The 17,439-nt window shown below is 70.9% G+C and carries 14 protein-coding genes; 7 read left to right on the top strand and 7 right to left on the bottom strand.

Annotation, left to right across the window (positions count from 1 at the left end):
• Positions 1-13 precede the first annotated feature (13 nt).
• A complete protein-coding gene (locus tag PKE78_RS11800) occupies positions 14-1,057 on the bottom strand; it encodes a histidine kinase dimerization/phosphoacceptor domain -containing protein (RefSeq protein ID WP_271201102.1) in 1,044 nt (347 codons plus the stop codon).
• A complete protein-coding gene (locus tag PKE78_RS11795; RefSeq protein WP_271201101.1) occupies positions 1,054-1,380 on the bottom strand; it encodes a chorismate mutase in 327 nt (108 codons plus the stop codon). The genes PKE78_RS11800 and PKE78_RS11795 overlap by 4 nt, the downstream gene beginning before the upstream one ends.
• 123 nt (positions 1,381-1,503) lie before the next feature.
• On the opposite strand from PKE78_RS11795, the gene PKE78_RS11790 reads away from it, so the two are divergent.
• Positions 1,504-3,324: an asparagine synthetase B family protein gene (locus PKE78_RS11790; protein WP_271201100.1), complete on the top strand. Its 1,821-nt coding sequence runs from the start codon at positions 1,504-1,506 to the stop codon at positions 3,322-3,324.
• 23 nt (positions 3,325-3,347) lie between these two features.
• Here PKE78_RS11790 and gatA read toward each other — a convergent pair whose 3' ends face one another.
• From gatA to PKE78_RS11775, 3 genes are all read right to left on the bottom strand, one after another.
• Entirely contained in the window at positions 3,348-4,826 is a 1,479-nt protein-coding gene (gene gatA / locus PKE78_RS11785; protein WP_271201099.1) for an Asp-tRNA(Asn)/Glu-tRNA(Gln) amidotransferase subunit GatA, read from the bottom strand.
• Positions 4,827-4,875: 49 nt separating this feature from the next.
• Complete coding sequence (gene gatC, locus PKE78_RS11780) at positions 4,876-5,163, bottom strand: Asp-tRNA(Asn)/Glu-tRNA(Gln) amidotransferase subunit GatC (protein ID WP_271201098.1); 288 nt, start codon at positions 5,161-5,163, stop codon at positions 4,876-4,878.
• Between the two features lie 102 nt (positions 5,164-5,265).
• The gene (locus PKE78_RS11775) at positions 5,266-6,018 is read right to left on the bottom strand and encodes a DUF502 domain-containing protein (protein WP_271201097.1); all 753 of its coding nucleotides are present in this window, start codon (positions 6,016-6,018) and stop codon (positions 5,266-5,268) included.
• A gap of 89 nt (positions 6,019-6,107) precedes the next feature.
• Here PKE78_RS11775 and PKE78_RS11770 point away from each other — a divergent pair, with 89 nt between their 5' ends.
• Positions 6,108-6,542 carry a YbaN family protein gene (locus PKE78_RS11770; RefSeq protein ID WP_271201096.1) on the top strand — a complete coding sequence of 145 codons (435 nt, stop codon included), beginning with the start codon at positions 6,108-6,110 and terminating at the stop codon, positions 6,540-6,542.
• Positions 6,543-6,742: 200 nt separating this feature from the next.
• On the top strand, positions 6,743-8,695 hold the full coding sequence (locus PKE78_RS11765) for a putative bifunctional diguanylate cyclase/phosphodiesterase (RefSeq protein WP_271201095.1): 1,953 nt from the start codon (positions 6,743-6,745) through the stop codon (positions 8,693-8,695).
• 4 nt (positions 8,696-8,699) lie between these two features.
• Here the strand turns inward: PKE78_RS11765 and glmS are convergent, their stop codons facing one another.
• Positions 8,700-10,523 (bottom strand): glutamine--fructose-6-phosphate transaminase (isomerizing), encoded by a 1,824-nt coding sequence (gene glmS / locus PKE78_RS11760; RefSeq protein WP_271201094.1) that lies wholly within the window; start codon positions 10,521-10,523, stop codon positions 8,700-8,702.
• A gap of 186 nt (positions 10,524-10,709) precedes the next feature.
• On the opposite strand from glmS, the gene PKE78_RS11755 reads away from it, so the two are divergent.
• On the top strand, positions 10,710-11,261 hold the full coding sequence (locus tag PKE78_RS11755) for a chlorite dismutase family protein (RefSeq protein WP_271201093.1): 552 nt from the start codon (positions 10,710-10,712) through the stop codon (positions 11,259-11,261).
• Here the strand turns inward: PKE78_RS11755 and glmU are convergent.
• Positions 11,242-12,609 carry a bifunctional UDP-N-acetylglucosamine diphosphorylase/glucosamine-1-phosphate N-acetyltransferase GlmU gene (glmU, locus tag PKE78_RS11750; protein ID WP_271201092.1) on the bottom strand — a complete coding sequence of 456 codons (1,368 nt, stop codon included), beginning with the start codon at positions 12,607-12,609 and terminating at the stop codon, positions 11,242-11,244. The two genes, PKE78_RS11755 and glmU, sit on opposite strands and share 20 nt — an antisense overlap.
• Positions 12,610-12,820: 211 nt before the next feature.
• Between glmU and PKE78_RS11745 the strand changes: the two genes are divergently transcribed.
• The 3 genes from PKE78_RS11745 to mdoH all read left to right on the top strand — a co-directional run bounded on the left by PKE78_RS11745 (position 12,821) and on the right by mdoH (position 17,305).
• Positions 12,821-13,438: an SPOR domain-containing protein gene (locus tag PKE78_RS11745; RefSeq protein ID WP_271201091.1), complete on the top strand. Its 618-nt coding sequence runs from the start codon at positions 12,821-12,823 to the stop codon at positions 13,436-13,438.
• Between the two features lie 139 nt (positions 13,439-13,577).
• Positions 13,578-15,128 carry an OpgD/OpgG family glucan biosynthesis protein gene (locus PKE78_RS11740; RefSeq protein ID WP_271201090.1) on the top strand — a complete coding sequence of 517 codons (1,551 nt, stop codon included), beginning with the start codon at positions 13,578-13,580 and terminating at the stop codon, positions 15,126-15,128.
• On the top strand, positions 15,116-17,305 hold the full coding sequence (gene mdoH / locus PKE78_RS11735) for a glucans biosynthesis glucosyltransferase MdoH (RefSeq protein ID WP_271201089.1): 2,190 nt from the start codon (positions 15,116-15,118) through the stop codon (positions 17,303-17,305). The genes PKE78_RS11740 and mdoH overlap by 13 nt, the downstream gene beginning before the upstream one ends.
• The last annotated feature ends 134 nt before the right edge of the window (positions 17,306-17,439 follow it).

Genomic DNA, 17,439 nt, shown 5'->3' with positions numbered 1-17,439 from the left:
GGAAGACAACGACTCAACGTCGGCCGTCGGGCAGCCGGAAGCGCACCGTCGTGGCGACTCCCTTCCCCGGCTCGGACGACGCATGGATCCTGGCCTTGACGTTGTCCTTGATCGAACGGGCGATGAGGTAGCCGAGCTTGCCGGGCTTCGGCCACACCGCGTCGCCCATCCCCACGCCGTCGTCGACCACGGAGACGACGCAGTCCCCGTCGCTCTCACGCACGCAGCGCAGCGTCACCTGGCCCTCGTCGCGGCCGGCGAAGGCGTATTTCAGGGCGTTGGTGACGAGCTCATTCACGAGCAGGCCGAGCGGCATCGCGATGTTGATCGAGGCGGGAATGACGTCGACCTGATGATTGAGCCGGACGCCCTCGACCGCCTGGGACTTCATCGCCGAACTCGCGATCTGGCTGAGATAGGAGCCGAGATCGACCTGGTCCTCACCCTCGGCGAGCTGCTGATACAGAAGCCCAAGGGTCTCCACGCGGCCGGCCAGCCGATCGAAGCGCGCGTCTGTCTCGCGCCCGCCCGCCTTGCGTGTCTCCATCCGGATCAAGGCCGTGATCATCTGGAGATTGTTCTTCACGCGGTGCTGGATCTCGCGGAGGAGCATGTCCTTCTCGCGCAGCTTCGCCTCGACGTCGCCGCCAGACAGCTCCACCAGCGCGACGATGCGAAACTTCGGCCGGCCTGCGTCGTCCTCGATCAGCGCGGCGTAGAGCTCCATGACCACGCCTTCGACGAAGGAGCCTGTGAACTTGCGCTCTTCGCGCACGGCTTCGGAGAAGGCGGGCCCCTCCTGGCTCCACCATCGGGCGTTCAGCGCCTCCCAGGGCTTCTGGACGACTTCGTCCTCGCCGACGCCCAGCCGCTCCAGGGCCTCAAGATTGACGTAGACGACGCGCTCGCCCTTCTCCCCGACCTCGCCGACGAGGATCGCGACCGGGACATGGTCCAGAAACTGTTTGAATTGATCGGACTCGAGCGCGTCTGCGAGAGCGGGCGTCGCGAGCAGCCTGTCCACATCCTCGGGCGAACCCGGCCGATCGGTCGTCATGTCGCTGCGCCTCCGGCGACCGCCTGCTCCATCAGCGTGCGTTCGTGCGCGATGAACTCGGCCATCATCGCGCGCCACAGCTTTTCGGCGAGGTCCGGGTCGAGCCCGTGCCGCTCCCCGAGCGCGCGCGCGTTCCGGGCGACCTCCTCCACCCGCCACGGCACCAGCGCGACCTCCGGGTCGTTCTTGATGCGCGCAGCCTCGGCGATGCAGTGCGCGCGCGCGGCCATCAGCGGCATCAGCTCCGCATCCAGCGCGTCGATCGCCGCGCGGACCTCGTCCATGGAGGCGTAGGTCGGACGTGCGGTTGACGATGATGTCATGTCGGAACTGCAGAAATCGGCTTGGTTCGGCGGCAGGCATACACGACGTTGCGCGCGGCGCAACGCTGGCGGCGTTCCAACGGGGAGTGGTCGGCGCATCCGCTCTACAGGAGACGCGACGCGATGTGCGGACTTTTCTTCGTGGTGCGGCGGGACGGGCCGGTCGATCCGCAGCGCTTTGAACGCGCCTTCGCGACGATGGCTCACCGCGGACCCGACGCCACGCTGTGCCGCTACGGCGAAACGACGATCGACACGCCCGACGGACCGCGCGCCTTGTGGTGGGCGGCGGGCCACCACCGGCTCTCGATCCTCGATCTCGATCCCCGCTCGAACCAGCCGTTCGAGCGGGACGGCGCGCTGCTGGTTTACAACGGCGAAGCCTATGACTACGAGCGCCTGAAGGGCGAAGCGCCGTTCCATGGCGTCCGTTTCGACACGAGCGGCGACACCGAGGTGGTGTTCGAGGGCCTGAAGCGGCAAGGCCCGGACTTCGTCGCCCGCATCAACGGCATGTGGGCGCTGGCCTTCGCCGACTGGCGCGGCGGCGCCGTCCATCTGTCGCGCGATCGGTACGGCAAGAAGCCCCTGTTCTGGCGCATGGACGAGGACGCGTTCTGCGCCGCTTCGACCATCGGCGTCATCGACCGCTACCTTGGCCGTCCGGTGCGCCACGATCCGGCGGCGCTGGCTGCATTCGTCGTCCACGGCGTCGCCTATCCCGGCGGCGAGCAGACGACCGCGCACGCCGACATCCGCCAGACGCCGCCCTCCGGCTCGCTCACGCTCGACCTCGCGGCGTGGCGCATGAGCGAGCGGCGCCATTTTTCCTTCGACGCCCCGAGCGGCTTCGACCCCGCCATGTCCCTGACCGACGCGCTCGCCGACGCGCTGCGGCTCCGGCTGGTGTCCGATCGCCCCGTCGGACTCTTGCTGTCGGGCGGCGTCGACTCCTCGCTCCTGCTGTCGATCGCGCACGCCACCGGCCGCGCGGACCAGTTCCGGTGCTTCATCGGCGACACCGGACGCTCGGAAGACGCCCAGTACGGGTTCGAGGCGGCGAAGGCCCTCGGCGTGAAGCCGGAGGTGCTCGACCTCGGCTATGGCGACGTGAGCTTCGCGCGGTTCCTCAAGATCTGCCGGCATCAGGAGAAGCCGTTCCCGCTGATCGGCAACGCCATGGCGATGGCGGAGATGTACGAGAAGGTCGCCGAGCGCGGCATCCCCGTCGTGCTGGACGGCACCGGCGGCGACGAGGTCTTCGGCGGCTACTGGGACCGCTACTTCCCCTTCGCCGTCCGCGAGGCCTGGCGGCGCCGCGACCTCGGCTGGCTGTTCGGCGTCGCGCGCGCGGAGCCCGGACGGCTGAAGGAGATGGCGGCGGCGATCGCCGGACGCTCGACCGACCGGGTGCGGCCGTTCCTGAAGACCGTGGCGCGCTTCGACGCCGACGCGCTGCCGTCGCCGAACCCGCTGTCGTCGAACAAACTCGGCTTCGACGCGGCGCTGCGGGCGGACGCCTCGCGCGGACGCCTCGGCGAATGGCTCTGGCAGAACGACCGCAACGCCATGATGTCGTCGATCGAGAACCGCAGCCCGCTGCTCGACGTGCGGCTGACCGCGTACCTCGGGGACGGCTACCGCCGCAAGTTCTCCGGCGCGTTCAACAAGGTGCGGCTGCGCGAATCGTTCGACGCGTTCCGCCGGCTGCCGACGCAATGGCGCGTACAGAAACAGGGGTTCCGCTGGGATCGCCGGCGCTTCCTGCTGCAGAACCGCGAACAGGTCATCGACCTGCTGGCGGCGTCCGACGTCATCGACGCGATCGTCGACCGCCGCAGGTTCGTCGACGCGATCCGGGCGGACGAGGCCTCGCTCCGCTCCACCACCACGGCGCGCCTGCTGTCGGTCGCGGGCGTCGCGGAGGCGATGAACGCCGCCTGAGCCGCGGCGGCGTCAGCCGCCGCTTACCACCAGCGCTCGGGCGTGAAGCCGCCTCCGGCGGCGTCCTCGATTACGGCCGCGGTCGAGAACAGCGTCTCTTCGTCGAACGGGCGGCCAATGAGCTGCAGCGCGAGCGGCAGGCCGTCGGCGGACTTGCCCGCGGGCACGGCGACGCCCGGCAGGCCGGCCATGTTCACCGTCACCGTGAAGACGTCGTTGAGGTACATCTCCACCGGCGAGGCGTTCGCCATTTCGCCGACGCCGAAGGCCGCCGAGGGCGTCGCCGGCGTCAGGATGGCGTCGACGCCGCCCGCGAACACGGTCTCGAAGTCGCGCTTGATCAGGGTGCGGACCTTCTGCGCCCGGACGTAATAGGCGTCGTAGTAGCCGGCCGACAGCACATAGGAGCCGATCATGATCCGGCGCCGCACCTCGGGGCCGAAGCCGGCCGCGCGGGTGTTCTCGTACATCTCGGTGATGTCGCGGCCCGGGACCCGCGCGCCGTAGCGGACGCCGTCGTATCGCGCGAGGTTCGACGAGGCCTCCGCCGGCGCCACGATGTAATAGGCCGGCAGCGCGTACTTGGTGTGCTGCAGCGACACCTCGACGACCTCGGCTCCGGCCGCGCGCAGCCAGGCCGCGCCCTGCTCCCACAGCGCCTCGATCTCGGCGGGCATGCCGTCGACGCGGTACTCCTTCGGCAGGCCGATCCTTAGGCCCTTCACCGAGCGGCCGACCGCGGCCTCGAAGTCCGGCACCTCGCGATCGGCCGAGGTGGAGTCGCGCGGGTCGTGCCCCGCCATGGCGCCGAGCAGGATCGCGGCGTCGCGCACGTCGCGCGCGATCGGGCCGGCCTGGTCGAGCGAGGAGGCGAAGGCGACGATGCCCCAGCGGGAGCAGCGCCCGTAGGTCGGCTTGATCCCGACCGTGCCGGTGAAGGCCGCCGGCTGGCGGATGGAGCCGCCGGTGTCGGTCGCGGTCGCGCCGAGCGCGATGCGCGCGGCGACGGCGGCCGACGAGCCGCCGGACGAGCCGCCCGCGACCAGCGGCGCGTCCGATCCGGACCGGCGCCACGGGTTGACCGGCGCGCCGAAGGCCGAGGTCTCGTTCGACGAGCCCATGGCGAACTCGTCGTTGTTGAGCTTGCCGAGCATCACGGCGCCGGCGTCGCGCATCTTTTGCGTGACGAAGGATTCATAAGGGGGCGTGAAATCGCCGAGGATCCGGGAGCACGCGGTGGTGCGGACGCCCTCGGTGCAGAACAGGTCCTTGACGCCGAGCGGCAGGCCCTCGAGCGCGCCGGCTTCGCCCGTCGCGATGCGGGCGTCGGACTCCGCCGCGCGGGCGAGCGCGATCTCCGGCGTCTCCAGCACATAGGCGTTGAGCGGACGGGCGGCCTCGATCGCATCGAGATAGGCGCGAGTCAGCTCGACGGCCGAAAAATCCTTGGCCGCCAGCTTCGTGCGCGCCTGGGCGAAAGTGAAATCGAGGAGATCGGACATCGATAAAACCGTCAGTCGGCGGGTCGGGGCGCGGGACGAGAAGCGGGCGTCACTCGACGACCTTCGGCACAACGAAGAAATCGCCCTCGCGGGCGGGCGCGTTCGCCAGCACCCGTTCGGCGTTCTCGCCGTCGTCGACGACATCCTCGCGCAGCCTGAGCCGCATCGGCGTCACGCTCGTCATCGGTTCGACGCCGTCGACGTCGAGCTCCGACAGCTCCTCGACGAAGGCGAGGATGGCGTCGAGCTCGGTCTTGAGCTTCGGGACCTCGTGATCCTCGACCGCGATGCGGGCGAGCTTCGCCACGCGGCGGACAGTGCTTTCGTCGACGGACATTGCGGCCTTGATCCAAGCGGGACGTGCGGCGGCCCAGGCGCCCAAGCGCCGGACCGCGTCGGGCTCTACCACGGCCGCGCGAACGCCTGCAACGCCGCGGCGTCAGCCCTGCGCCGCGACGATCTCCGGCTTGGCGTCGGCCGCGAGATTGGGCGCCGGCGGCGGGGCCAAAGGCGGCGCGGGCTGCTGAGGCTGGATGATGCCCATCGACATGATCAGCTTGAAGGCGTCGTCGGTGGTGACGTCGATCTCCGTCACCTTCGAGGCCTCCATCATCACGAGATAGCCGGTGGTCGGGTTCGGCGTGCAGGGCACGAACACGCAGACGTGGTCTTCGCCTGGCAGGCCCGCGGCGAGCGCGCCGCGCGCCGGCTCGGTGATGAAGCACAGCGACCACAGCCCCGGCCCCGGCCATTCGATCAGGCCGACGCGGCGGAAGCTGGTGCCGTCCTGCTTGAACACCGTCTCGAAGATCTGCTTCACGCCCTTGTAGAGCGAACGCACGATCGGCATGCGGTCGAGCACCTGCTCGCCGGAGTGCACGACGGTGCGGCCGACGAGGTTCGCGGCTAGGAAGCCCAGCACGGTCAGCCCGATGAAGGCCGCCAGCACGCCGAAGCCGGGCACCGCCACCGGCAGGTAGCTGTCGGGATTCCAGGCCGGCGGGATCAGCGGCTTCACCCAGCCGTCGATCAGGCCGATGAGCCAGAGCGTGATCCAGATCGTGATCGCGACCGGGCCCGCGACCACGAGGCCGGTGAGGAAATAGGTGCGGATGCGCGCCCCGCCGCTCGGCTTCGGCGCGGGCGCTTGCTCGCCCAGCGCGGCGAGCGTCTTGTCGAGCGGTTCCGTCATGCGCGTCGGAGCTCCGTGCCGTGCGGCGGGGCGGCTTGAACGGTTCCGTGCCGCGGCGCACAAATCAGCTCATAGCATGTGGAGCGGCGATGCGGCGAAACGAGGGAGCGGACGGTGAAGCCACGCCGCCGGGCGCAAGCCGCGCAGCCGCCGGCCGCGTCGCCCGCGCCGCGTGGATCGCGGCGGGCCTCGTTCTGGTCGGGCTCGGGATCGTCGGCCTCGTCCTGCCGGTGATGCCCGGAACGGTCTTCCTGATCGCCGCGGCCGCCTGTTTCGCGCGCGGCTCTCCTCGGCTTGAGCGCTGGCTTCTGACGCATCCCCGGCTCGGGCCGACCGTCGTCGCCTGGCGACGCGACGGCGTGATCCCACTCCGGGCCAAGATGCTCGCCTTCGCCGGCATGGCGCTGTCGGTCGTGATCGTCGCCTTGTCGAGCGCGCCGCCGATCGCGCTCGCCTCGACGGCGGCGCTGGTCGCGGCGGGCGCGCTCTACGTCGGAACGCGGCCGTCGACGCCGCGCCGGTGATCGAGGGACCATCTTTGACCCGCGAAATCCGGAATCCTACGGGCTCGACGCGTGCTATTTGTCGGGTGTTAACCTAAAGTCGGGATTGTGTCGGCGGGAGCGCCGCCGGGCTGTGGACGGCGCTTCGGCGTGGTGGGAACGACTGCATGCCCCGGTGGGACCGTAACGTTCAGGAGTCCGCGTCCGCCGTCGAGCCGCCGATGCCGCGCCTCATCCGCGCCGACCAGCTGGCCGCGGTGCGGCGCACCGTCCTGATCTCGATTCCGGTGAACGTCGCGTTGGGCGGCACAGCCGCCCTCGTCGCCTGGCGTTCCGGCCATGCGGGCGCGGGTCTGATCTGGTTCGCGGCATCGAGCGTCGTCAACGCGCTGCGGATCACGCTGTGCCGCCTGCCGGAACGAAGCGACGGAGACGCCCGGCTGCTGCGCCTGCCCGACGTCGACCAGCGGCTGCGGCTTCACTGGATCCTGGCGCTGTGCTCGGGCCTCGTCTGGGCCTGCATCCCAGCGCTCAGCGACGGCTTCACCTCGCCGCAGACGCTGTTCTACCTCACGATCGTCTGCGGCATCACCGCGGGCGCGGTGACCCACGGCTTCGCCTACGCGCGCATTCCGATCGGCTTCATCACGCCGCCGCTGCTCTCGACGGCCGGCTGCCTTCTGGCCGCCGGCGGCTTCGACCGCAACTGCCTCGCCGCGACCGTGGTGCTCTATCTCGCGGCGCTGATCCGCGCCTGCCGCGAGAGCGAGCAGCAGGTGCGGGAGTCGAGCCGCCTCAAGAACGAGGCGACGTCGCTCGCGCGCTCGCTCGAGATCGCGCGCGACCAGGCCACGACCGTCGCGGGCGAGATGCGCCGCAGGGCCTCGCACGACGGGCTGACCGGGCTGCTGAACCGAAGCGGCTTCCTGGAGGAGGCCGAGCGTCGGGCGGCTCTCGCGCGGTCGCCGCTGTGCCTGATGCAGCTCGACCTCGACGGCTTCAAGGCCGTCAACGACACCTACGGCCACAAGGCCGGCGACAACGTGCTGATCGAGGTCGCCCGCCGGCTGCAGATGACGCTGCCGTCCGACGTCACGCTGGCTCGGCTCGGCGGCGACGAATTCGCCGTGCTCTACGAGACGGAGGTCATCGGAACGCCGCCGGCGATCGTGGCGCAGCAGCTGATCGCCGCCGTCTCGATCCCCTTCGCCGCGTTCGATTCCGGCCGCATCGGGGTCAGCATCGGCGTCCATGTCAGCGATGCGCCCTCGATCGACGCGACGCTGAGCGCGGCCGACGCCGCACTCTACGCCGCCAAGCTGTCGGGGCGGAACCGCTTCTACCTGTTCGACGACGACCTCAGCGCCCGTCTGGAGATGCGCCGCGACGTCGAGCGCGACCTCGCCCGCGCACTAGGGGACAGGGAGGTCGAGGTCTGGTTCCAGCCCGTCATGGCGGACGGCGGATCGCGCTTCGGCGGCTTCGAGGCGCTGGTGCGCTGGCGCCACCGGAAGCACGGCTGGATCGCGCCGCAGGAACTGGTGGCGACCGCCTCGCTCGCCGGCCTCGCCGAGCCGCTGATGCGCTTCATTCTCGGCGAGGTCTGCGCGATGATCCGCGCGCTTCGGTCGGCCGGGCACGACGGCGTGCGGGTGGCGATGAACGTCTCGCCGCGCGAGATGTCCCAGATCGCGGTCGACGATCTCGTGCTGAAGGAGCTGCGCCGGCGGGGCGCCCCGCCTGCGATGCTCGAGATCGAGATCACCGAGGAGACCGCGCTCGACATCCAGGCGGTGCAGGGCAAGCTCACCGCGCTCTCGGAAGCCGGCGTCCGGATCGCGATCGACGATTTCGGCGTCGGCTACTCGTCGCTCGGCGCGCTGCGCCGCCTGCGCGTCGACCGGGTGAAGATCGACCGCTGCTTCGTCGAAGGCATCGCCGCGTCGAGCGAGAACCGCATGCTGGTGCAGGCGATTCTGCGGCTCGGCGAGGCGTTCGGCTTCGAGGTCGTCGCGGAGGGCATCGAGCGGGCGGAGGATTTCGCCACGCTGAAGGCGCTCGGCTGCCCCGCGATGCAGGGCTACTATTTCGGCCGACCCGCGCCGGCGGAGGAGGCGTTCCTGCGGCTCGAAAGCGGCGAGGCCGCGCGGCGGCGGCTGAAGACCGAGCGCTGAGGCCTCACTCCACCGTCACGGACTTCGCGAGATTGCGCGGCTGGTCGACGTCGGTGCCCATGAAGGTCGCCGTGTGGTAGGCGAGCAGCTGGATCGGCAGCGCGTAGAGCATGGGGCTGACGAAGGCGTAGGCCGTCGGCAGCGTCAGCACCGCGAAGGCGTCGCCGGCGTGGGCTGCCCCCTCGGCGTCGGTGAACAGCACGATCTTGCCGCCGCGGGCCGCGACCTCCTGCATGTTCGACGCGGTCTTCTCGAACAGCGGATCGAACGGCGCCAGAACCACCACCGGCACGCTCTCGTCCACCAGCGCGATCGGCCCGTGCTTGAGTTCGCCGGCGGCGTAGCCCTCGGCGTGGATGTAGGAGATCTCCTTCAGCTTCAGCGCGCCCTCGAGCGCGATCGGGAAGCTGGTTCCGCGCCCGAGATAGAGCACGTCCTGCGCCTTGGCGAAGGTGGTGGCGAGCTTCTCGATCTCCGGCTCCAGCCGCAGCGCCTCGGCCATCAGCCGCGGCAGCTCCACCAGCGCGGAGACGAGCTTGGTCTCGTCCTCGACCGACAGCACGCCGCGGTCGCGCCCCGCCTTGATCGCGAGCGCCGCCAGCACCGCGAGCTGGCAGGTGAAGGCCTTGGTCGAGGCGACGCCGACCTCGACGCCGGCCACGGTCGGGAACACGAGGTCCGCCTCGCGCGCGATGGTCGAGGTCGGCACGTTCACCACGGCCCCGATGCGCATGCCCTGCGCCCGGCAATGGCGCAGCGTCGCGAGCGTGTCGGCGGTCTCGCCGGACTGGGAGATGAGGAGCGCGAGCCCGCCCGGCGACAGCGGCGGCTCGCGGTAGCGGAACTCTGAGGCGATGTCGATGTCGACCGGCAGCCGCGCGAACTTCTCGAACCAGTAGCGCGCCACGAGGCCGGCGTAGAAGGCGGTGCCGCAGGCGGAGATCGCCAGCCGGTCGAGCTTGGCGAAGTCGACGTCGGCGCCCTCCGGCAGGCGGATGCGCCCGGCGCTCATGTCGATGAAGCGCGCGAGCGTGTGGCCCACCACCTCCGGCTGCTCGGCGATCTCCTTCGCCATGAAGTGCCGGTAATTGCCCTTGTCGACCACGATGGCCGCGGCCGAGGCGCGGACGCCGGCGCGGACGACCGTGGCGCCGCTCTCGTCGAAGATCTCGACGGCGTTCCGGGTCAGCGCGACCCAGTCGCCGTCCTCGAGATAGGTGACGCTGTCGGTGAAGGGCGCGAGCGCGATGGCGTCGGAGCCGAGATAGTTTTCGCCCTGGCCATGGCCGATGGCGAGCGGGCTGCCACGGCGGGCGCCGATGATCAGGTCGTCCTCGCCGGCGAACAGGAAGGCGAGCGCGAAGGCGCCGCGCAGCCGCTTCAGCGTGGCCTGCACCGCCGCGCGCGGGGAGGCGCCGGCTGCGAGCTCGCGCGAGGCGAGATGGGCGACGACCTCGGTGTCGGTCTGGCTCTGGAACGTCGCGCCTTCGGCCTCCAGCTCGGCGCGCAGCTCGCGAAAGTTCTCGATGATGCCGTTGTGGACCACCGCCACCCGGTCGGTCGCGTGCGGATGGGCGTTGGCCTCCGTCGGCGCGCCGTGGGTCGCCCAGCGGGTGTGGCCGATGCCGACCGCGCCGTCGAGCGGAGAGGCGTCGAGCGAGGCCTCGAGGTTGCGCAGCTTGCCCTCGGCGCGGCGCCGGACGATGCGCCCGCCGTCCAGCGTCGCGACGCCCGCGCTGTCGTAGCCGCGGTATTCGAGCCGCTTGAGGCTGTCGACGAGCTGCGGCGCGACCGGCGCCCTGCCGAGAATTCCAACGATGCCGCACATGGATCGCGCGTCGCTCCTGTTCCGTCCCGCTGCCCCATCCTTATCAGACGGTCGTTAGCGACGGCTGAAGCGATCCGGAAATCACGGCTGGTTTCGCGGTGTGTCGGGCAGGCGGCGAAACGCCGCGCGACAGCGGAGGCCGCTATAGGCGAGGCTCGGTCCAGGGCTGCTGCGGAGAATTCCAGGATGAGCCTTCCGCTGTCGGTGATCTTCGCCGCCGGGTCGTCCGGGAGGTGGCGGATCGACCGGATCGAAGAGGTGATCGGCGAAACGCTCGGCGGGGCTGACCGGCTCGCGGTCGTCGAAGGCGCGTCGATGATCGGCGAGGCCTGGACGCTTCGCGGCGTGACGAGCAACACGCGCTACGCGGCGCGTGACGAGGTCGAAGCGCTGCGGGCGCGTCAGGAAGGGCTCAACCGCTCTCAAGCGACCTGCGCGGCGCTGATCCCGATCCGGAAGTCTGCGGCTTGGTGGGCGCTTGCCCAGGACGAACGCCGCGCGATCTTCGAGGAGCAGTCGCATCACACCGCCATCGGCCTCGACTATCTGCCGGGCGTCGCCCGCCGGCTGCACCACTCGCGCGAACTCGCCGAACCGTTCGATTTCTTGACCTGGTTCGAATACGCGCCCGAGCATGCGCGTGATTTCGAGCGTCTCGTCGATCGGCTAAGGCGAACGCCGGAATGGGCCTATGTCGAGCGTGAGGTGGACCTGCGCCTCAGCCGCGACGGTCTTTGAGCGCCTTCTGCATCGCCCTGAGCTTCGCTGCGCGACCTTCCTTGGTGACCTGCAGGCCGCGGCCGATCGCGAGGGCGTCGGCGGGCACGTCCTGAACGATCACGCTGCCGGCGCCGACATAGGCGCCCTCGCCGATCGTGACGGGGGCGACGAGCGTCGAGTTCGAGCCCACGAAGGCGTCGGCGCCGATCGCGGTGCGGAACTTGGACACGCCGTCGTAGTTGCAGGTGATCGTGCCGGCGCCGAGATTGGCGCGCGGCCCGACCTCGGCGTCGCCGACATAGGTGAGGTGGTTGAGCTTGGCGCCCTCGCCGACCGCGGCGTTCTTCACCTCGACGAAGTTGCCGACCCGGGCCTTGGCGCCGAGCTTGGCGCCCGGCCTCAGCCGCGCGAACGGGCCGACCGAGACGCCCCGGCCCACATGCGCGCCTTCGAGATGGCTGAAGGCGTGGATCACCGCGCCGTCCTCGACCACGACGCCCGGACCGAACACCACGTTCGGCTCCACCGTCACGTCGCGCCCGAGCTTCGTGTCGTGGGAGAAGAACACCGTCTCCGGCGCGATCAGGGTCGCGCCCTCCTTCAGCGCCGCGGCCCTCAGCCGACGCTGCAGCTCGACCTCGACGGCGGCGAGCTGCGCCCGGTCGTTGACGCCCTGCACCTCGGCCTCGGGCGCCGCCTCCGCCGCGACCGCGAGGCCCGCGAGCACGGCCCGCTCGACCACGTCGGTGAGGTAGAACTCGCCCTTGGCGTTGGCGTTGCCGACGCCCTCCAGCAGCGCGATCGCGTGGGCGCCGGAGATCGCCATCAGGCCGGCGTTGGAGAGCTTGATCGCCCGCTCCTCGTCGCTCGCATCCTTCTCCTCGCGGATCGCGACAAGGCTCGTCCCCTGCGAGATCAGCCGCCCGTAGCCGGTCGGGTCGCCCGCCTCGAAGCCCAGCACGACGACGCCCGCCCCGCGGGCGAGCGGCGCGCGCAGCCGGGACAGCGTATCGGGACGCACGAGCGGGGTGTCGCCATAGACCACGAGCACGTCGTCGAAGCCCCCCGCCAGCGCCTCGCGAGCGGCGAGCACGGCGTGGGCGGTGCCGAGACGCTCGGTCTGCACGAACACCCGCGCCTCCGGCGCGAGCGCCGCGACCTCGGCGGCGACGTCCTCGCGGCCGGGGCCGACCACGACCGCGAGCGCGTCGGAGCCGGCGACGAGCGCCGTCGCCAGCACGTGGCCGACCAGCGAGCGCCCCGCGGCCTTGTGCAGGACCTTGGGCAGATCGGAGCGCATCCGCGTGCCCTCGCCGGCCGCGAGCACGATCGTCAGCAAACGGCGGGGCGCGGGCGTAGCGGTCATGGGTTCGGCTCGGTCAGCTGCGGCGCGGGCGGACGCGCGCCGGGGCGGGATGCGCGGCGGGCCGAAGCGACGAGTCGCCGGACCGCTGCGACACGATGGCCGCAAGCGGCAAAGCCTGCAACCGCCGCGGCTTTTGCGGGAGGGCGCGCCGCGCGACTCAGCTATCGTCGCCGTGAGCCGGCCGTTTCGCCGGCCCGCTGCGGGATGCGACGTGCGCCAGGACCTCTACGACGATCAGGACATCTCCATCCGTTCGCTCGGGCGTGTGGCGCCCGCGACGGCGTGGGGCTTCGTCATGGCGGCGGCGCTCGTCTGCGCGGCGGTGACGGTCTGGCGCGCGCCGGCGGGATCGCAGACCCGGCTGGTCGCGACGCTCGACGGCGCGGCGGTCGACGCGCTCGGCCGCGAGGTGAAGCGCATCGGCGCGGAGCGCGACGAACTCGCCCAGCGGCTGGCGCGGCTTGAGCGCGGCGTCGGCGAGATGCGCATCGTCATGGCGGCGGCGCCGGAGACCACCGGCTCGATCGGCGCGGCCACGCCCGCGAAGGCGTCCGGCCGACCCGCGGCCTTCGCCATCGCCTTCGGCCCGGAGACGACCGTCGAGGCCGCGCGGCGCCGCTGGAACGCGCTGGCCGGCCGCTACCCGCGCGCCCTCTCCGCGCTCGCCGCGCGCACGGTGAAGCGCGGCTCCTCGTCCGGCGCGGTCGAGCTGATCGCCGGGCCGTTCGCGAGCGAGGCCGACGCCGCCCGCGCCTGCGCCGATTTGCTGGCCGACGGCGTCCCGTGCGAAACAACCGCTTACGCGGGCGACCCGATCGGCCGCTCGTGACGGCCGCGCGATTTGGACGCGCCGTGAAGATTCAGCCCCGCCGCATTGGAAATCGCATCCGAGTGACGCATTATACCACCCTCGACATTGTGACTTCCGGACATCCGGCGGGCCGCGTCGCCCGCCTTGCGCACCGTTCATGAACCGCCGCAGCTTCGTCACTGGCGCGCTGATCGCGCCCCTGATCTCAGCGGCCGCGCGCGCGCAGGACGCGCCGCGTCCGGACGCGCCTCCGCCGCCGCCCCCCGACCTTTACGCCGAGGGCGCGCCGTTTTCGCGCGAAGCCGTGGACGACGCCGCGCGCCGGCTCGCGACCCGCGGCTTCGAGGCGCCGGGCAACATCTTGCCAAGCGGCTTCGCCGAGCTGCCGCAGGACGTGTTCCGCTCGATCCGCATGCGCGAGGACCGCACGCTCTGGCGCGGCGAGAACCGCGGCTTCGCGCTCGACCTGCTGCCGGGCGGCTTCATCTACCGCCAGCCCGTGCGCGTCAGCCTCGTCGAGGACGGCAAGGTCCGCCCGCTCGCCAACGATCCGTCCTGGTTCGATTTCGGACGGGCGCCGACCCCGCCCGCCGACAAGCCGTTCCCGTTCTCGGGCGTCAGCGTCAAGGCGCCGACCGACCGCGCTGAGGAGTTGCGCGAGTTCGCGCTGTTCCAGGGCGCCACGATTTTCCGCGCGCTTGCGCGCGGCCAGATCCTCGGCACCTCCGCCCGCGGGCTCGCGATCGACACCGGCGAGCCGGACGGCGAGGAGTTTCCGCTGTTCCGCTCGCTTTGGGTCGAGCGGCCGAACCCCGGCGCCGGCAGCGTCGTGGTCCACGCGCTGCTCGACAGCCGCCGGGTCACCGGCTCCTATCGGTTCACGCTGCGTCCCGGCGAGATCACCGTGATCGACGTCGAGTTCACGCTGTTCCCCCGCGAGGAGCTGCGTCACGTCGGCGTCGCGCCGATGACGTCGATGTACTTCTTCGGCCCGAACGACCGCGTCGGCGTCGACGACGTGCGCGGCGAGACGCACCGCGCCGACGGGCTGCAGATCTGGAACGGCGGGGGCGAATGGGTCTGGCGTCCGCTGACCAATCCGTCGGAGCTTCAGATCAGTGTGTTCGGCGACCGCAACCCGCGCGGCTTCGGCCTGCTGCAGCGCCAGCGCGCCTTCCCCTCCTACAACGACCTCAACCGCCGGTACGACCGCATGCCGAGCGTCTGGGTGGAGCCGATCGGCGATTGGGACGAGGGCCAGTTCCAGCTGCTCGAGATCCCGACCGACGCCGACGTCAACGAGAACATCGTCGCCTACTGGCGGCCGAAGGCGCCGCTGAAGCCCGGCGAGCAGTTCTCGCGCGCCTACCGGCTGCACTGGTGCTGGAGCCCGCCGGACCGGCCCAGCGGCGCGGTCACGGTTTCGACCGTGACCGGCTCGGCCGGCGGACGGCGGCGGCGCTTCGTCGTTGATTTCGCAGGCGACGCGGTCGCGGACCCGAACCGCGCCGGCGCGATCCGCCCCATGACCGCCACGTCGGTCGGGCAGATCCGCGACGTCGTCGGCCGCCCCAATCCGGAGATCAAGGGCTACCGCGTCACCTTCGACCTCGACCCCGGCAACGAGGACCTGTGCGAACTGCGCATGGTGCTCGAAGCCGACGGCAAGCCGATTTCCGAAACCTGGCTCTACCGATGGACCGCATGAGCGAGCGCGAGCCCGCCTTCGACCCGAACGCCGCGAACACGCCCGCGGCGCTGCCGCCGGAAAGCCCGATCGCGATGCCGACCCAGCCGCTCAAGGCGTGGTCGAAAGCCGACGTCCGGCCGCTGCGGAACCCCGACGGCTGGCGCACGCCCTATCTCAGCCGCCTGATCGTCTTCGCGGTCGCGGTCTTCGTGACCACGGCCGGCGCGATCCAGATGTACGGCGTGGTCGAGGTCGGCGGCGTCACCCTGCTCAAAGGCGCGCTGCTCGGCCTGTTCGTGATCAACTTCGCCTGGATCGCGCTCGCCTTCGCAAGCTCGATCATCGGCTTCGTCGCGCTGGTCGGCCGCCCCGCGTTGCAGACGCCCGACCTGCCCGAGACGCTCGCGAGCCGCACCGCGGTCGTGATGCCGATCTACAACGAGCAGCCGAGCCGCGTGTTCGGGGCCGTGCAGGCGGTGGCCCAGGACATCGAGCGCCTCGGCTTCAGCGCCCATTTCGACTACTTCCTGCTGTCCGACACCACCGATCCGGACGTCTGGATCGCCGAGGAGAAGGCGTTCCTGCTGCTGCGCGAGCAGATGGGGCCGGACGCGCGGATCTATTACCGCCACCGGGCCAAGAACCATCGCCGCAAGGCCGGCAACATCGAGGATTTCGTGACCCGCTGGGGCGGGGCCTACGAGCACATGCTGATCTTCGACGCGGACAGCCTGATGACGGGCCATGCGGTGATCGCGCTCGCCGCCGCGATGGAGGCCGACCCGGACGCCGGCATCATCCAGACGCTGCCGCTCGTCATAAACCGCAACACCCTGTTCGCCCGCCTGCAGCAGTTCGCGAGCCGCGTCTACGGGCCGGTGATCGCAGCTGGCATCGCGGTCTGGTACGGCCGCGACGGCAACTACTGGGGCCACAACGCCATCATCCGCATGGAGGCCTTCGCCGAAGGCGCCGGCCTGCCGGACCTGCCGGGCAAGCCGCCCTTCGGCGGGTTGATCCTCAGCCACGACTTCGTCGAGGCGGCGCTGATCCGGCGGAAGGGCTGGGCGGTCTACATGCTGCCGCGGATCGAAGGCTCCTACGAAGAGAGCCCGCCCTCGCTGATCGACGTCGGCCAGCGCGACCGGCGCTGGTGCCAGGGCAACCTGCAGCACGCCGCCCTGCTCGGAACCAGGGGCCTTCACCCCTTGAGCCGCCACCACTTCCTGAACGGCATCTTCTCCTACCTCGCCTCGCCGTTCTGGATGTTCATGCTTCTCTGCGGCCTCGCGCTGGCACTGCAGGCGAACTTCATCCGTCCGGAATATTTCACCGACGAATTCTCGCTGTTCCCGGCCTGGCCGCGGTTCGACGCCGAGCGCGCGCTCCAGCTCTTCGGCGCCACGATGGCGATCCTGATCGCGCCGAAGATCTTCGGCCTGATCGTGCACCTGCTGCACGGCCCCTCGCGGCGCGCGGGCGGAGGCTTCTTCCGCATCGTGATCTCGTCGGCGATCGAGATCGTGATGTCGTCGCTGATCGCGCCGGTGATGATGCTGGTGCAGTCCGGCTCGGTGTTCCAGATCCTCGCCGGCAAGGCCACGGGCTGGAACCCGCAGCGCCGCGACGACGGCTCGATCCCCTTCGCCGACATCGTGCGCCGCCACCGCTGGCACACCGTCCTCGGCGTCGTGACGCTCGTCACCGCGCTGCTGATCGCGCCCTCGCTCGCCGGCTGGATGTCGCCCACGATTGCAGGCCTGCTGATGGCGATCCCGCTGTCCTGGGCCTCGGGCCATCTCGGCTCGGGCCTCGCGCTCAAGCGGCTCGGGCTGCTGCTGATCCCGGAGGAGACCAACATCCCCGAGATCGCGACCGCGGCGCGCGCCAACGGCAGGCGGCTGTCCGAGGCGGGCTCGGACGAGGTCGATGGCCTCGTCGCGCTCCACGACGACCCGAACTTCCTGCGCGAGCACGAGCGCATGCTGCCGGCGTTCGAGCGACGGCCGCGCGGCCAGATCGAGCCGGACCGGGTGATGGCCGCCGCCAAGCTGTCGGAAGCCGAGACGCTCGACGACGCCCGCGCCTGGCTCTCCGCCAAGGAGCGCACCGTCGTGATGCACGACCGGGCGCTGCTGGCCATGCTGGCGAAACTGCCGGCCGCGCCGCAGCAGACGGCGACCGCCGACGCCTGAAGCGAAAAAAGTTGCGCGGCGAAGGAACCGGATCCGGCCGCACGCCGTTTTGAAGGCGCAAAACCCCTCTGAACGGCGACTTTCCAATCTCAACCCCCTCTGCAACGCCGCCCGCGCCCCGGGCGGCGTTTCTT

Origin of the sequence: Methylopila turkensis (assembly GCF_027922325.1) — a bacterium.
In the GTDB taxonomy this organism is placed as follows: domain Bacteria; phylum Pseudomonadota; class Alphaproteobacteria; order Rhizobiales; family Methylopilaceae; genus Methylopila; species Methylopila turkensis.
Note: the sequence above shows the minus strand (reverse complement) of the source record. Positions and strands in the feature narration are given on the sequence as shown.

Excerpts from the sequence above, each read along its gene's own strand:
- glmU (WP_271201092.1), bottom strand. The coding sequence starts at position 12,609 with ATGACCGCTACGCCCGCGCCCCGCCGTTTGCTGACGATCGTGCTCGCG.
- gatC (WP_271201098.1), bottom strand. The coding sequence starts at position 5,163 with ATGTCCGTCGACGAAAGCACTGTCCGCCGCGTGGCGAAGCTCGCCCGC.
- gatA (WP_271201099.1), bottom strand. The coding sequence starts at position 4,826 with ATGTCCGATCTCCTCGATTTCACTTTCGCCCAGGCGCGCACGAAGCTG.
- PKE78_RS11755 (WP_271201093.1), top strand. The coding sequence starts at position 10,710 with ATGAGCCTTCCGCTGTCGGTGATCTTCGCCGCCGGGTCGTCCGGGAGG.
- PKE78_RS11775 (WP_271201097.1), bottom strand. The coding sequence starts at position 6,018 with ATGACGGAACCGCTCGACAAGACGCTCGCCGCGCTGGGCGAGCAAGCG.
- PKE78_RS11770 (WP_271201096.1), top strand. The coding sequence starts at position 6,108 with ATGCGGCGAAACGAGGGAGCGGACGGTGAAGCCACGCCGCCGGGCGCA.
- glmS (WP_271201094.1), bottom strand. The coding sequence starts at position 10,523 with ATGTGCGGCATCGTTGGAATTCTCGGCAGGGCGCCGGTCGCGCCGCAG.
- mdoH (WP_271201089.1), top strand. The coding sequence starts at position 15,116 with ATGGACCGCATGAGCGAGCGCGAGCCCGCCTTCGACCCGAACGCCGCG.
- PKE78_RS11795 (WP_271201101.1), bottom strand. The coding sequence starts at position 1,380 with ATGACATCATCGTCAACCGCACGTCCGACCTACGCCTCCATGGACGAG.
- PKE78_RS11765 (WP_271201095.1), top strand. The coding sequence starts at position 6,743 with ATGCCGCGCCTCATCCGCGCCGACCAGCTGGCCGCGGTGCGGCGCACC.
- PKE78_RS11790 (WP_271201100.1), top strand. The coding sequence starts at position 1,504 with ATGTGCGGACTTTTCTTCGTGGTGCGGCGGGACGGGCCGGTCGATCCG.
- PKE78_RS11740 (WP_271201090.1), top strand. The coding sequence starts at position 13,578 with ATGAACCGCCGCAGCTTCGTCACTGGCGCGCTGATCGCGCCCCTGATC.
- PKE78_RS11800 (WP_271201102.1), bottom strand. The coding sequence starts at position 1,057 with ATGACGACCGATCGGCCGGGTTCGCCCGAGGATGTGGACAGGCTGCTC.